This window comes from Pedobacter sp. SYSU D00535, assembly GCF_017355855.1.
Taxonomy (GTDB): Bacteria; Bacteroidota; Bacteroidia; order Sphingobacteriales; family Sphingobacteriaceae; genus Desertivirga.
Genome location: NZ_JAFEWD010000002.1, coordinates 332,946 through 347,701, shown reverse-complemented (window position 1 = coordinate 347,701; position 14,756 = coordinate 332,946). Strand labels below are relative to the sequence as shown.

Here is a 14,756-nt window from a genome sequence, read left to right as displayed (position 1 = left end):
TCGAATTCGATTTTCTTCAAACTTTTACTGTCCGAACAAAGTTCTTGAACAGAGCTTTTAACAGGAAGCTCTTCTCTATCTATCTATAAAACATACGTAATGATTAATTCCGACGGAAGAAAAAGAGTTATCATCACCAACGTATCGCCAGCTATTGAAGGGGGACAATTTCCCGCAAAAGCGGCGATTCATGAAGAAGTAATTATCTCGGCCGATATTTTCAGTGACGGTCACGACGAAGTAGGGGCTGCAGTTCTGGTAAGATTGAAAGATCAGGATAACTGGACCGAGCTACCTATGAAATTCGTCATAAATGACCATTGGGAGGCCATACTCCAACCGGAGCAGCTGGGCTTTTACCAGTTTCAGGTCAAAGGCTGGATTGACCACTATACCACCTGGAAAAAAGGACTGGTGAAAAAATTCGACGCCAATCAAGACATTCGGGTGGAGCTTTTAATCGGGGCCGAACTATTAGAAAAAACGTTAGCTACTAGCTCCGAAAGTGACAAAGCAGCCCTGCAACAATATGCTTCGCGACTTCGGGGAGATGAAAGTCCCGACCTGCTAGTCGCCCTGGCCACCAGCAACGAGGTAGCACAACTAATGTACCGGCTCCGCGATAAAACGCTTGACACCCTTTATCCACACATATTCGACGTGGAGATTGAACGAAAGAAAGCAGGCTTCAGCTCCTGGTACGAGTTTTTCCCCCGATCAGCAGCTGCAGAGCCTGGAAAACATGGGACATTTAAAGATGCTGCTCGCCTGTTGCCTCGGGTAGCGAAGATGGGATTCGACGTTATCTACTTCCCTCCCATCCACCCGATTGGAGAAATCAACAGAAAAGGTAAAAACAACTCGCTGGTTGCTGAACCGGGCGAGCCCGGTTCTCCCTGGGCGATTGGAAACAGGCTGGGAGGTCATAAAGATATCCACCCGGAGCTGGGTAGTCTGGCAGATTTCAAGGACCTGCTTGAACAGGCGAAAGCCTATGACATTGAAATCGCGATGGACATTGCTTATCAGTGCGCCCCCGATCATCCCTACGTAAAAGAACACCCGCAGTGGTTTAAATGGAGGCCAGATGGCACCGTTCAATATGCTGAAAATCCGCCTAAGAAATACGAGGACATCCTTCCTATCAACTTTGAAAGCGAAGACTGGGAGAACCTTTGGCAGGAATTAAAAAGTGTAATCGACTACTGGATTGAGCAGGGAGTGAGCATCTTCCGGGTAGACAATCCGCATACAAAGGCGTTTCCGTTTTGGCAATGGATGATTGGGGAGGTTCGAAAAGCGCATCCTGAAATCATCTTCCTGGCCGAAGCTTTTACGCGGCCCAGAATCATGGAACGGCTGGCGAAGATCGGATTCAGCCAATCGTACACCTACTTTACCTGGAGAAATACCAAGTACGAACTTGAAGAGTACATCACCGAGCTTACCAAAACTGAGCGGAGGTACTATTTCAGGCCAAATTTCTGGCCCAACACACCGGATATCCTGCCACCTTTTCTAACTTACGGTGGAGAAAATGCACATATCCTGCGCCTACTTCTTGCTGCAACCATGTCCGCAAACTATGGTCTATACGGACCGGTATACGAATTCGGTCTGAACACCCCCCGTCCCGGCAAAGAAGAATACATTGACAATGAAAAATACGAGATATGGCATTGGGACTGGGATAAATATACCCGCATTAAAGACATTATCACCCGGATTAATCGGATCCGAAAAGAACATTCTGCCTTCCACACCACTTACAACCTGGAGTTGATTAGCACCAGCAATGATCAAATCTTCTGCTTTGCGAAAATTGATAAGAAGTCGGGCCAGCACTTCATTGTGGTGGCTAACCTCGACGTCCACAACACCCAGGGTGCGCATGTGCAGGTGCCACTAAACCTGTTGGGATTAACGGCGGGCCAGCCTTACCTTGTGCACGACCTGCTAAGTGGTAGCCGTTACCGCTGGGTGGATGACTGGAACTATGTAGAACTGAACCCCTTTGAGATGCCCGTGCATGTATTCAGGGTTGAACTTAAATAACCGAACTATGCCTGAGAAAGAAACGAAACTAGACGATAAGCTTCACTGGTACAAAGATGCCATCATATACGAACTTCACATCAAAGCTTTTCGCGATGGAAATTGCGATGGAATTGGAGACTTTAAAGGACTTTTTGAAAAACTCGATTACCTGCAGAACCTGGGGGTAACTGCTATCTGGTTGCTGCCGTTTTACCCATCCCCGTTAAAGGATGACGGCTATGATATTGCGGACTACTACAGCATCAATCCCTCCTATGGCGACATTAAGGAGTTCAGGCAATTTTTAAAAGAAGCTCACAAACGCAATCTGAAGGTCATTACCGAGCTGGTGATCAACCATACGTCGGACCAGCACCCCTGGTTCCAGCGGGCAAGAAAATCGCCGAAAGGATCGCCATACCGGGATTATTATGTATGGACCGATAACCCGAATCAATTCAGGGAAGTCCGCATTATTTTCCAGGATTATGAAACTTCCAACTGGACCTGGGACCCTGTTGCCCAGCAATACTACTGGCACCGGTTTTTCCATCACCAGCCTGACCTGAACTATGACAACCCCCAGGTGCAGGAAGAGGTCTTCAAGATGATCGACTATTGGTGTCGGATGGGCGTTGATGGCTTCCGGCTGGATGCAGTGCCTTATCTGTTTGAAAGAGAAGGGACGAACTGCGAGAACCTTCCCGAGACGCATGCCTTTTTGAAAAAGCTGCGCAAACATGTCGACGAGAAATTCCCGGGAACGCTGTTGCTGGCGGAGGCAAATATGTGGCCTGAGGATTCGGCAGCCTATTTTGGAGACGGCGATGAATGTCACATGAACTACCATTTTCCGGTAATGCCCCGGATGTTTATGTCTTTGCAAATGGAAGACCGGTATCCGATCACCGACATCTTTGATCAAACCCCGGACATCCCTGAAACGTGTCAGTGGGGCATCTTCCTCCGTAATCACGACGAGCTGACGCTTGAGATGGTGACGGACGAGGAGCGTGACTACATGTATAAAGTGTATGTTAAAGACCCGAAAGCCCGTATTAACCTCGGCATCCGCCACCGCCTGGCACCGCTAATGGACAATAGCCGGCAGAAGATCGAGCTGCTGAATTACCTGTTATTCTCGCTGCCCGGCACCCCTGTTATTTATTACGGCGATGAGATCGGGATGGGAGACAATTTCTACCTCGGCGACCGCGACGGGGTGCGCACGCCTATGCAGTGGTCGTCCGACCGGAATGCAGGTTTCTCTGAAGCAAACCCGCACAAGCTGTACCTGCCGGTGATCCTCGACCCGTCCTACCACTACGAGTCGGTAAACGTAGATATCCAACGCAGAAACACCAGCTCATTGTTGTGGTGGACCAAACGGATCATCAATACACGTAAGCAATACAAAGCCTTTAGCCGGGGAGATCTCAAGTTTTTGAACCTGGAGAACTCGAAGGTACTCGCATTTACGCGGACTTATGAGGACGAAACAATGCTCGTTATCGTTAACCTATCGCGCTACTCGCAACCGGCAGAACTGGATCTGAGTGCTTACAAGGGATACGTTCCGGTTGAAGTGTTCAGTAAGAATAAGTTTCCTGGCATCAAGGACGAAACGCCTTATTTCTTTACCCTGGGCCCCTACGATTGCTACTGGTTTTTATTAGAGCAGGTGAATGCAGACGTTCCGGAGCAACGGACACTGCCAATGGTAGAACTGACAAGCTGGAAAGACTTTACCAAAGAAGAGACCTTCGCCCGCCTGGAGAAAACGATTTTGCCCGACTATCTGATGAAAGTGCGCTGGTTTGGAGGTAAGGGACGGTCGATAGAAAGTATTAAGATCATCAATCATGCTGCTATTCCCCTTGCTAAAAGTGGAGCAGTAATCCTACTGGTAGAAGTAGCTTACCATAGCGGACTACCAGAAATCTATCAGCTGCCCGTTACCTTTGGATCAGCCTCTGTAGCAGCAACCCTGGAATCAGAGAACCCTAAAGCGGTGCTATCGAGACTGCGGCTGGAGGGTGAAGACGGCGTGCTGTTCGATGCGCTGTTTTGTGAAGAGTTTCAGCAGTTGTTGTTTAATAAGATTTCCGGAAACCAAACCATCGATTTAAGAGACAGCGCGCTGGCGTTTTCAGGAACCAAGGCCCTGAGGACCTATGTTTCTGAGCATGAGAAAGTGAAATCGCGTGTTTTGTCTGCTGAACAGAGCAATACCTCCCTCACCTTCGACAATAAGTTCTTTCTGAAGATCTATCGGAAGGTCGACCGCGCTATTAACCCGGATCTGGAAATTACCCATTTCCTCACCAACCATGCCCACTTTGAAAATATTCCATCATTTTTAGGCGCAATTGAATGGAAATATGAGAAAGACACCATGGTGTTAGGCATGATGCAGGAAATGGTGGAGAACAGCGGTGACGCATGGAGTTACATGCTTGACCGTCTGAACGACTACAATCAAACGCTATTGTCAGGAACACGGGTAGAACCGCCAGCTTCCGACCTTCGGGGAACACTGACAGACCCCGTTGCCTACGAAGATGCTCCTGAAGAATTTAAGTTGCTTCTGGATGCGAGCATAGCTGAAAGAGCTCGTCTGCTGGGAGTCAGGACCGGTGAGATGCATCTTGCTTTGTTGAAAGGCGACGACATACCAGAGTTCAGGCCCGAAGAGTACTCGCTGCACTACCAGCGATCGCTATTCTCTTCCCTCCAATCCCTGGTAAGAGCTACCTTCCAGAATCAAAGCCGGAATATCAAAAAGGTGGATGAAAGTATCCGCGGAGAAGCGGAAGAACTGCTGAACATGCGCACTGAAATCCTGAATGTGCTGAAACGCATCTATAGCAAAAAAATAGATGTGGTGAAGATCAGAACTCACGGCGACTATCATCTCGGTCAGGTATTGTTTACTGGTAAAGACTTCGTAATCCTCGACTTTGAAGGCGAACCGGCAAGACCGTACAGCGAGAGAAGGCTGAAAAGATCAGCACTTCGCGATGTGGCAGGCATGATCAGGTCTTTCCATTATGCCGCTTATGGCGGTCTTTTCCTTGATGATCAGATCAACCGAGAAGACATGGAGAAGCTGTTACCTTACGCAGAACAGTGGTATCATTATATGAGCGGGTTCTTCATGAAAGCTTATCTGGAAACCGTTTCAGGAACTCCACTCGTGCCTAACAACAAGGAAGATCTGAATATCCTGATGCAAACCTTCCTGCTGGAAAAAGCGATATACGAGCTAAATTACGAACTGAACAACCGACCTGACTGGGTCATCATCCCGATAAGGGGAATTAAGGCAATTATGCAGGATAACGGAATGGTAACTGCATAAAATGAAGAAAGTTATGACACGAAGAAAATCGCAAATAGTACCACAGTACGAAGAAAATGCAGGGGAATCCCTTCAGGGAGTGGGACTGATGACTGATGAACAATCGCACTTTTCCTTGTTCTCTGATTTCGATATAGAACTTTTTAAGGCCGGGAAACACTATCATCTCTACAACAAGCTCGGCGCACATCTGGTGGAAGTAGGAGGCCAAAAAGGAACGTACTTCGCTGTTTGGGCACCAAATGCCCGCTTCGTCTCGGTAGTAGGCAATTTTAACGCATGGAACCGGCAGGGGCATCCGATGAAACTTCGCTGGGATGGATCGGGAGTATGGGAAGCCTTCTTACCGGAGGTAGGCGACAAAGAATATTACAAATACTTTATTGAGTCGTTTAACGGCTACTCAGTAGAAAAAGGCGACCCTTATGCTTTTCATTGGGAAACGCCTCCCGCCACCGCTACCGTCGTTTGGGACACCAGCTACACTTGGAACGACGAACATTGGATGAAAGAGCGGGCCAGCACCCATGCGCTTAGCAAGCCCATCTCCATCTACGAGGTACACCTTGGGTCCTGGCGAAGAAATGCAGAAGGGGAATTCCTTTGCTACAAGGACCTGGCAGTGGAGCTTCCGAAATACTGTAAGTACATGGGCTTTACGCATGTGGAGTTTATGCCGGTGATGGAGCACCCCTTCTACGGCTCTTGGGGCTATCAGCTTACAGGCTACTATGCTCCTTCCAGCAGGTTCGGCACACCGCAGGAATTCATGCACCTAATTGACGCACTGCACCAGGAAGGAATAGGCGTAATTCTGGATTGGGTGCCTTCCCATTTCCCTACCGACGAGCACGGCCTGGGTTACTTTGACGGCACACACCTCTATGAGTACGCAGATCCGAGAAAAGGTTTTCACCCCGATTGGAAAAGTAACATTTTCAATCTGGAGAGAAATGAGGTAAGAGCGTTTCTGATCTCCAATGCCCTTTATTGGCTGGATAAATATCATATTGACGGTTTGCGTGTAGATGCTGTTGCGTCGATGCTTTACCTCGATTACTCGCGGAAGGAAGGCGAATGGATCCCCAATCAGCACGGCGGTCGGGAGAACCTGGAAGCTATCAGCTTCTTGAAGGAATTTAACGACGCAGTTCATCAACATCACCCCGACGTCTTTACGGTGGCGGAAGAGTCAACTTCTTGGCCGGGCGTTACCCATCCAACCAGCATCGGAGGATTAGGCTTTGATATGAAATGGATGATGGGCTGGATGCACGACACGCTTCACTATTTCCAGACCGACCCTATCTACCGCAGGTATCACCAAGGCGAAATCACCTTTAGCTTAGTGTACGCCTTTACAGAGAAGTTCACCCTGCCCCTTTCACACGACGAGGTCGTATACGGAAAGGGTTCGCTAATCAATAAAATGCCGGGCGACGAATGGCAGCAGTTTGCCAACTTGCGGCTGCTGTTCAGCTATATGTTCGGGCACCCCGGTGCGAAACTAATCTTCATGGGAGGAGATTTTGCGCAACGACATGAATGGCGTCACGACTTCAGTCTTGACTGGCATGAAAACAACCATCCGTTACACAACGGCATTCAAAAAGTGCTAAAAGACCTGAACGAACTCTATCAAGGCGAGTCGGCACTCTATGAAAACAATTTCAGCTGGGAGGGCTTTGAATGGATCGACATCAATGACTCGGCAAACAGTGTGATCAGCTGGCTGAGGAAAGGAAAAGATCCGGACGAGTCCTTGATCTTTGTGGCCAGCTTTACGCCTGCAGTGAAAGAAAACTACCGTATCGGTGTGCCGAAGATGGGCTATTACCAAGAAATTTTCAATTCAGATAATCTCAAATATGGCGGTGCGGATATTTTGAACAGCGGAGATATTGAGGCCTTCCCTATTCCTAAACACGGACGTTCTCACTCGGTGAACCTCACGCTTCCTCCTCTCGGAATAACGGTGTTGAAATATCTGAGAGATTACGATTGATACCAGACAAACAAAAAACAAAAGTCTGTAACGTTTTACAGGCTTTTGTCTTTTGAATGCTAATGCTGTTGTACCAACAGAACACTAGTCTAGTCACTATCTTCCCCCCTCAGCACTCGTAGATTAAGTTATTGTAACGAAAAAATTAAAAATCCTCTTTGTCATTCTCGGAACATATTAGTTCTTTTACACCTGGATTTCCAATCCCGCCACTTAATCAGAATAATTTTTCAACCGATCAGAAGTTATTTTTAGGAAATCTACTTATTAACACAAATCATTAATGAATAGTAAAAGTTTTAAGCTTATTGCAATGGGTATGATTGCTTGTACCCTTCAGGTTTCCGCCCAGGAATCTCAGCAAAAATTCATCGATCCGGCACATATGGATCTTTCTGTAAAACCCGGAGATGACTTCTATACCTACGCAGGCGGTACCTGGATCAGGAACAACCCCGTCCCCGCAAAGGAAACCCGTTGGGGAAGCTTCCAGGTACTCAGAGATTTTAACATCAACGCAGTGAAGAAATTGCTCGCAGATGCTGCTGCAGACAAGACTGCACCTAAAGGCTCTATTGAAAGAAGAGTAGGTGACTTTTACGCGGCGGCCATGGACAGCCTAGCTATTGAAAAAGCAGGATACCAGCCTATCAAACCAGATCTTAGTCGAATTCAGGGAATAAAGGATCTCTCTGGAGTACTTAATGAAGCTGCGAATTTACGCATCGCCGGTGCCGCATCGCCCATGTTCGGTTTCCATGTTGGTCAGGACCGGAAAAACGTGGAAAAGATGGTTCCGCAACTGACGCAGGGCGGTATCTCTCTTCCGGATCGAGACTATTATCTGAAAACGGATGCCAGAAGTTTAAAAGCACAAGAGGCTCTAAAAACATATGTGAGCACGCTGTTTCAGTTGACAGGAACATCGGCGGCTGTAGCTCAAAAACATGCTGAAACAATATTTACTATTGAAAAAGCGCTTGCCGAACAACAAATGGGCCGCGTAGAGATGCGTGACCCGCAGAAAACGTATAACAAGTTTGCCATTTCTGAATTCAACAAGTCGACACCAGCAATTAACTGGAAGTCGTACCTGAGCAAGCTGAAAGTAAACGGACAGGACACCATTCTCGTTTCTAACCCCCAGTTTTTTGTAGGGTTGAATTCCCTTCTGGGTAAAGTTCCTGTAGCGGACTGGAAAACCTATCTGCAGTGGAACGTATTGAAAAACGCAGCGTCTCAGTTGAGTTCTCCTTTCGTGAATGCCAACTTTGCCTACAACAAGGTGCTAACCGGCCAAAAAATACAAACGCCACGCTGGCAACGCGTTTCTGCATTAACTGATAATACTATTGGTGAGTTGCTTGGACAGCTGTATGTGAAGGAACATTTTAAGCCGGAGGCGAAAGCGAGAATGCAGGTACTGGTAGAAAATCTGCGCAAAGCATTTGAAATCCGCATCAAAGGATTGGATTGGATGAGCGACGCGACGAAGGAAAAGGCTCTGGCTAAGCTGGCGGCATTTAAAGCGAAGATCGGTTATCCGGACAAATGGAAAAACTACGAAGGTCTGGAAATAAGCAGGACTTCTCACTTCAATAACGTCCGTAATGCTTCTGTTTGGGCATACAATGATATGATCAACCAGCTAGGTAAACCGGTAGACCGTACCCGTTGGGGAATGACGGCTCCTACTGTAAATGCTTATTACAGTCCGGTGATGAACGAGATTGTTTTCCCTGCGGGAATTCTTCAATTCCCGTTTTTTGATCCTAACGCCGATGACGCAGTAAATTATGGTGGTATCGGTGCTGTCATAGGGCACGAAATGTCCCACGGTTTTGACGATTCCGGAAGTCAGTACGATAAAGACGGAACCTTGAGAAACTGGTGGACAGACGAAGATCGAGCTAAGTTTGATGCAAAGACCAAAGCGTTGGTAGAGCAATTTAACGCCTATACCGTGCTGGACACCCTGCATGTAAACGGTAAATTTACCCTTGGGGAAAACATCGGTGACCTTGGCGGCTTAAATGCTGCTTACGAAGCCTTCAAGATGACGAAGCAAGGGCAGTCGAACGAGAAAATTGACGGTTTCACACCCGATCAACGCTTTTTCCTTTCCTGGGCGCAGGTTTGGAGAGGAAATATTCTGAATGAGACGGCCGCACAATTTATTGTTACTGACCCACACTCTCCGGGTCCTTATCGCACCATTGGTGCGCCGGTAAACATGGATGCCTGGTACGAAGCATTTAATGTGAAACCGGGAGACAAACTTTATAAAAAACCGGAAGACAGGATTAGAATCTGGTAAAAACAAAAGAGGCAGCGTTTAAGCTGCCTCTTTTGTTTTTTGGTAACCTGACTTAGCCACCGGCGTATGTTTGCAAAAAATAAAACATGAAACACCTAACGTTATCCGCCGCACTGTCTCTTCTTTGCTTCTTTACCACCGCACAAAGTAAAACCGGCCCAATAGAACAAAACATTACAGATTCTATTGCGCCTGCCTGAAAACGCTTGATTCTCGTCCATCCAGACAAAAGAAAAAGCAGAGACAGCCTTTATGGACTGCTTTGGGAAGCAGGCGGCTTTACTAATTCCGTTAACGCAGGAACGCAAAGTGGAGATAACAGACCAAACTGCTATGCGCCAGTTGGGAATGGATATCGGGAAAAACCTGCTGAATCAGAACTGCGAGTCCTTTTTAAAACTCTCGATGGCCCTGGTAAAATCTGACTCCTCGGACGACGCCGAACTTAGCTCGGCCAGTACAGGAGTGCTCAAAAGAATTGACACGAAAGACTTTAATTATTTCATTCTCACCGGCTCGGATAACAAAGAAAAGAGCTTCATATGGCTTAGACAATTTCCTGGTTCTGAAAAGTATATCAGCAATCCCAAAGCCTTTATCGGGAAAAGCGTAACTATCGACTGGAAGGAAATCGAAGTATTTATCCCCGCTGCTAAATCCTACTTCAAGCTAAAAGAAGTAACTGGAATAACCGTAAAATAAGCAGCTCCTTGAATACGAAGGAAGGCAGGCTCTCGTCGTACCGGCATTGAATTCGGCTTCCCTTTCGATCAGTAAAATAAGCATTCCCGATTTGCGTTTGTAGCATCAAAGTCCTATTTCTTCCGGGCCTAATTGCGAGGAAAGCTATATAGAGTTAAAATTATAAATTTGCATTGTGATTGCGATTAACAACCTTACGTTCGAGATTGGTGCAAGGGCATTATACGACGACGCTAACTTACATATCAAACCCAACGAGAAAATAGGACTGATTGGGGCGAATGGTACAGGAAAAACAACACTGCTTAAACTGATTGTCGGTGCTTACTCTCCCACCAGCGGAACGATTTCGATGGCTAAAGACATCAAGATCGGCTACCTTAACCAGGATCTTCTTTCCTACAATTCAGACAAGAGCATTCTTCATGTGGCAATGGAAGCTTTTGAACGTCAAAACCAGCTGCACACAGAGATCGAGAAATTGCTGAAAAAATTAGAGACCGACTACTCCGACGATATCTTACATAAGCTGAGTGATAAACAACATGAATTCGAAGCTCTGGATGGTTACAACATTGAATTCAGAGCCCATGAGATTCTTGCAGGACTAGGCTTCAGTGAGGACGAACAGAACCGTCCTTTAGCTACCTTCTCCGGAGGTTGGCGCATGCGGGTAATGCTTGCAAAAATCCTGCTTCAGACACCTGATATCCTGCTGCTGGATGAGCCTACCAACCACCTGGATCTACCATCCATTAAGTGGCTGGAAGGTTATCTACAGGCATTTGAAGGCTCCATCGTCATCGTATCTCACGACCGCTACTTCCTCGACAGGATTGTAAATAAGATTGTGGAATCCCGCAAAGGAAAGCTTATTCCCTATGCAGGTAATTACAGTTTTTATTTAGAAGAGAAAGCTTTACGCGAAGAGATTCAGGCCAATCAGTTTAAAAACCAGCAAGCCAAGATCCGTCAGGAAGAGCGCCTGATTGAGCGTTTCCGTGCCAAAGCAAGTAAGGCCAAGATGGCTCAATCCCGCATCAAAGCGTTGGAGAAAATGGAACGAGTGGATGATGTAGATGACGACAACCCTACGGTAAACTTCAGCTTCAAGTTCAGCAAGCAGTCCGGGCGCCACGTTGTACGCATGGAGCACATCAGCAAATCCTATCCGGGACTGCAAATTTTGAAGGACGCAGAAGCGGTGATTGAGAAAGGCGATAAGATTGCGCTGATCGGAGCGAATGGTCGCGGTAAATCTACCCTACTGCGTATCATTGCAGGAACAGATAAGGAATTTGAAGGAATGGCAGAAACGGGTCATAACGTTACCACGACCTTCTTCGCACAGCACCAGTTAGAATCGCTTCACCTGGAAAATGAGATTGTGCGTGAGCTTCAGGCCTTCGCCCCCAAACACACGGAGACAGAACTTCGCTCTATTTTAGGATGTTTCCTGTTCACAGGAGACGACGTATTCAAAAAAATCAAAGTGTTATCCGGTGGTGAAAAATCGAGGGTAGCTCTTGCGAAAGCACTTACCGCAGACGCGAATTTCCTGATCCTCGATGAGCCTACCAACCACCTGGACATCCAGTCGGTGAACATCCTGATCCAGGCCTTGCAGCAGTTTGAAGGAACGCTGATCGTCGTATCTCACGACCGGTATTTCCTGGACAACGTAGCGAACAAGATCTGGTACATCGAAGATCAAAAAATTAAAGATTATCCCGGTACTTACAAGGAGTACGAAGAGTGGTCATCAAAGCGCGTAGTGCAGAACAAGCCGGCTCCACCAGCTCCGAAAAAGGAGGAAAAGCCTAAAGAGAAGGCCGCTCCTACGGAAGACAAGAGCAAGCAGCTGAAAAAGCTGAACCAAACGCTTCAGAGCCTGGAGGAGAAAATCCATGAGCTGGAGAAAGAGGTCAAACGGGCCGAGCTAGAGCTTGGTGATGAAAGCCTTTACAGCGACCAGGAGAAACTTAGGGAGGTCAACGAACGTTACCAGAAAGCGAAGACAGACTTGCAAACAGTACAAGCGGATTGGGAAAGCCTCGCCGAACAAATATTGGACTTAGAAAACGCCTAGCTTACACCGCTGTTATACAAGCATGAAAAAGCTCCCGGCAGTTCTATTACTCCTCGTCCTGTTTACATCTTGTTCTGCCCAGCGCAGAACAAGATCGTCCCCTGTGGCAGCCACCCCCGGGCAACAGCTGATGTACGACGATTGGACCGATCTTCCACAAATAAAGACCGTAGAGTTTTATAACCGCCAGAAAGAACAGTCTGTTCCCGTCATCACTTTGGGTTCCAATGATGAGCTCCTTCTCGCCTTCGACGACTTGAGAGCCGGCAGCAGGAATTACTACTATACTATTGAGCACTGCGATTCGAAATGGAATAGCAGCAACCTCTCTCCTATCGATTACCTCGAGAATTTTTCGGAAGACCGCATCAACGATTACCGTTTTTCGTTCAATACCTTCCAAAAATACACCCATTACGAAGTCACTCTACCCAACTTCAGCATCAGGCCCAAAATTTCCGGCAACTACCTGCTGAAGGTGTACGAAGACAACGATCCGCGGAAGCTGATTTTAACCCGACGCTTTTTTGTAGTGAACCCGCAAGTTTCCATAGGTGCCGAAATAGCTGCTTCTACACAGGTGGCCAGTCGGGATAAGAACCAGAAGATCAACCTGCTCATTAATCATCCACAGCTGGCGATCCAAAATCCTTATTTAGATATCAAGACAATCGTAATGCAAAATGCCCGGTTTGATATTGCCGTGCTGGCAGAACGACCTACTTATGTGCGTCAGGGGCAGTTGGTTTATAACGACATCCGTTTATTTGATTTTCCGGCCGGCAATGAATTTCGCCGTTTTGATATCCGAAGCCTCCGCTTCCAGACAGAACGGGTCGCGCGAATCGTTCGCGATTCGGTGAACATCGTCCAGCTACTTCCCGATCCCAATCTCAACACCCTTGGGTATACCTTCAACTTTGATGAAAATGGTGCTTTCTACATCCGTAATCAGGACGGTCGCGACAATCGTACCGATGCCGATTACGCCACCGTAAAATTTACTCTGGCCGCTTCCGCTCCCTCGGATCAGGGTGACGCCTACGTGGTGGGGCGCTTCAACTCCTACAATCTGCGGGAAGATAACAAGCTCAACTACGATGCTGCCAACCAGCGCTTCTATGGAGATCTCCTGCTTAAACAGGGCGTTTATGATTATCAGTACGTGTGGGTAGAGCGGTCTGGCAACACCCGGTACGTCGATCATACCGCCTTTGAAGGTTCCTTTTTTCAGACCAACAACAGCTACCAGGTCCTGTTCTACTACCGCCGGCCTGGCTCCAGATGGGAAGAACTGGTGGGCTTTACGGAAGTGCGCAGATAATCGATACGCCCCCTCTCCAACATAAATTTCCCGCAACAATTGATATCAGGACTTGTTAATCTGTTGCACTAAATATGAAATAACATGGTCGATAATTCAAATTTAAGAGAGGATCAGGATAAGCCGGGAGCTAACCTTGAAGAGGTCTACGATGTAAACTATTTGCGAACAAAATACAACCTTACCACTGAGGAGGTTGTCGAAGCAATTCGCGAAGTAAAATCAAACAATCCAATTGACGTAGAGGAGTATTTATCAGAAAAGACCGGCATTCCGCGGCAAGATGTACCCTAGCGATCGGTCATCCGTGTTGAGGCCCGGATGACTCCTTCTTTGGATTATTTGGAAAACAGCAAACCTCCTCTTTTCACCGCCAGTCCTGCTTTCTGTTCCAAATCCTCGCCCCTCTCACTGGTCATTGCTTCGGCTGCGGGTTTTCCACGTCAATCAGGTTTAGATTAGCCCGCCGACATTTCAATCAACTATTTTTTCCCTGCACCCATACCTTGGCCTCTGCAGCCTCCGACATATCGAAAAACTTAATCTCCGCCTTGCTAAACGGTTTCATCAGACTAGTTAGCTGCTGTTCCCAATGCTTATCGCCTACCATCGCCACCCGCCTAAAGTCATTGGCATGCTTCACATTCAACTTTAAGTCCTGCCAGGCACCCGAAACGTCCCAACCCTCGAAATCCTTCATCTCCCAGTACAGATTTACCTTTCCATAACGCTGCAGCTTCTGTTCCAACTCCGGCAGCAAACTATCATAGTCAGCCCGTTGCAGTTTTCCGGTAACCATCACAGCCATGGTATCTTCTTGATGTTCCCTAAGGTACTTAAACATAGGTCGCTTGTTTTTTCGAGGAACAGGTGCAGGCAGATTTTGCTTTAAATTTTAATAGAAAGAGAGAAACCGTTTGA

Annotated in this window: 9 protein-coding genes; 8 read left to right on the top strand and 1 reads right to left on the bottom strand. The window is 47.3% G+C overall.

The features are described from left to right. The first annotated feature begins 99 nt into the window (after positions 1–99). From J4N23_RS05950 to J4N23_RS05915, 8 genes are all read left to right on the top strand, one after another. Entirely contained in the window at positions 100–2,055 is a 1,956-nt protein-coding gene (locus J4N23_RS05950; RefSeq protein WP_207426102.1) for an alpha-1,4-glucan--maltose-1-phosphate maltosyltransferase, read from the top strand. Between the two features lie 7 nt (positions 2,056–2,062). Further along, on the top strand, positions 2,063–5,398 hold the full coding sequence (gene treS / locus J4N23_RS05945) for a maltose alpha-D-glucosyltransferase (protein ID WP_207426101.1): 3,336 nt from the start codon (positions 2,063–2,065) through the stop codon (positions 5,396–5,398). 13 nt (positions 5,399–5,411) lie between these two features. Then, positions 5,412–7,403 (top strand): 1,4-alpha-glucan branching protein GlgB, encoded by a 1,992-nt coding sequence (glgB, locus tag J4N23_RS05940; RefSeq protein ID WP_370527236.1) that lies wholly within the window; start codon positions 5,412–5,414, stop codon positions 7,401–7,403. 283 nt (positions 7,404–7,686) lie between these two features. Beyond that, positions 7,687–9,720: a M13 family metallopeptidase gene (locus J4N23_RS05935; RefSeq protein WP_207426100.1), complete on the top strand. Its 2,034-nt coding sequence runs from the start codon at positions 7,687–7,689 to the stop codon at positions 9,718–9,720. A gap of 252 nt (positions 9,721–9,972) precedes the next feature. After that, complete coding sequence (locus J4N23_RS05930; RefSeq protein WP_207426098.1) at positions 9,973–10,422, top strand: hypothetical protein; 450 nt, start codon at positions 9,973–9,975, stop codon at positions 10,420–10,422. Between the two features lie 175 nt (positions 10,423–10,597). Then, positions 10,598–12,511: an ABC-F family ATP-binding cassette domain-containing protein gene (locus J4N23_RS05925; protein ID WP_207426097.1), complete on the top strand. Its 1,914-nt coding sequence runs from the start codon at positions 10,598–10,600 to the stop codon at positions 12,509–12,511. 22 nt (positions 12,512–12,533) lie between these two features. Further along, positions 12,534–13,835, top strand: a complete 1,302-nt coding sequence (locus J4N23_RS05920) for a DUF5103 domain-containing protein (RefSeq protein ID WP_207426096.1) — start codon at positions 12,534–12,536, stop codon at positions 13,833–13,835. An 84-nt stretch (positions 13,836–13,919) separates the two neighbouring features. After that, positions 13,920–14,129, top strand: a complete 210-nt coding sequence (locus J4N23_RS05915; protein ID WP_207426095.1) for a DUF3606 domain-containing protein — start codon at positions 13,920–13,922, stop codon at positions 14,127–14,129. Between the two features lie 184 nt (positions 14,130–14,313). Here the strand turns inward: J4N23_RS05915 and J4N23_RS05910 are convergent, their stop codons facing one another. After that, positions 14,314–14,679: an STAS/SEC14 domain-containing protein gene (locus J4N23_RS05910; protein WP_207426094.1), complete on the bottom strand. Its 366-nt coding sequence runs from the start codon at positions 14,677–14,679 to the stop codon at positions 14,314–14,316. Positions 14,680–14,756: the final 77 nt, after the last annotated feature.

Coding starts and splice junctions, on each gene's coding strand:
- J4N23_RS05950 (WP_207426102.1), top strand. CDS start 100: ATGATTAATTCCGACGGAAGAAAAAGAGTTATCATCACCAACGTATCG.
- treS (WP_207426101.1), top strand. CDS start 2,063: ATGCCTGAGAAAGAAACGAAACTAGACGATAAGCTTCACTGGTACAAA.
- glgB (WP_370527236.1), top strand. CDS start 5,412: ATGACACGAAGAAAATCGCAAATAGTACCACAGTACGAAGAAAATGCA.
- J4N23_RS05935 (WP_207426100.1), top strand. CDS start 7,687: ATGAATAGTAAAAGTTTTAAGCTTATTGCAATGGGTATGATTGCTTGT.
- J4N23_RS05930 (WP_207426098.1), top strand. CDS start 9,973: ATGGACTGCTTTGGGAAGCAGGCGGCTTTACTAATTCCGTTAACGCAG.
- J4N23_RS05920 (WP_207426096.1), top strand. CDS start 12,534: ATGAAAAAGCTCCCGGCAGTTCTATTACTCCTCGTCCTGTTTACATCT.
- J4N23_RS05915 (WP_207426095.1), top strand. CDS start 13,920: ATGGTCGATAATTCAAATTTAAGAGAGGATCAGGATAAGCCGGGAGCT.
- J4N23_RS05910 (WP_207426094.1), bottom strand. CDS start 14,679: ATGTTTAAGTACCTTAGGGAACATCAAGAAGATACCATGGCTGTGATG.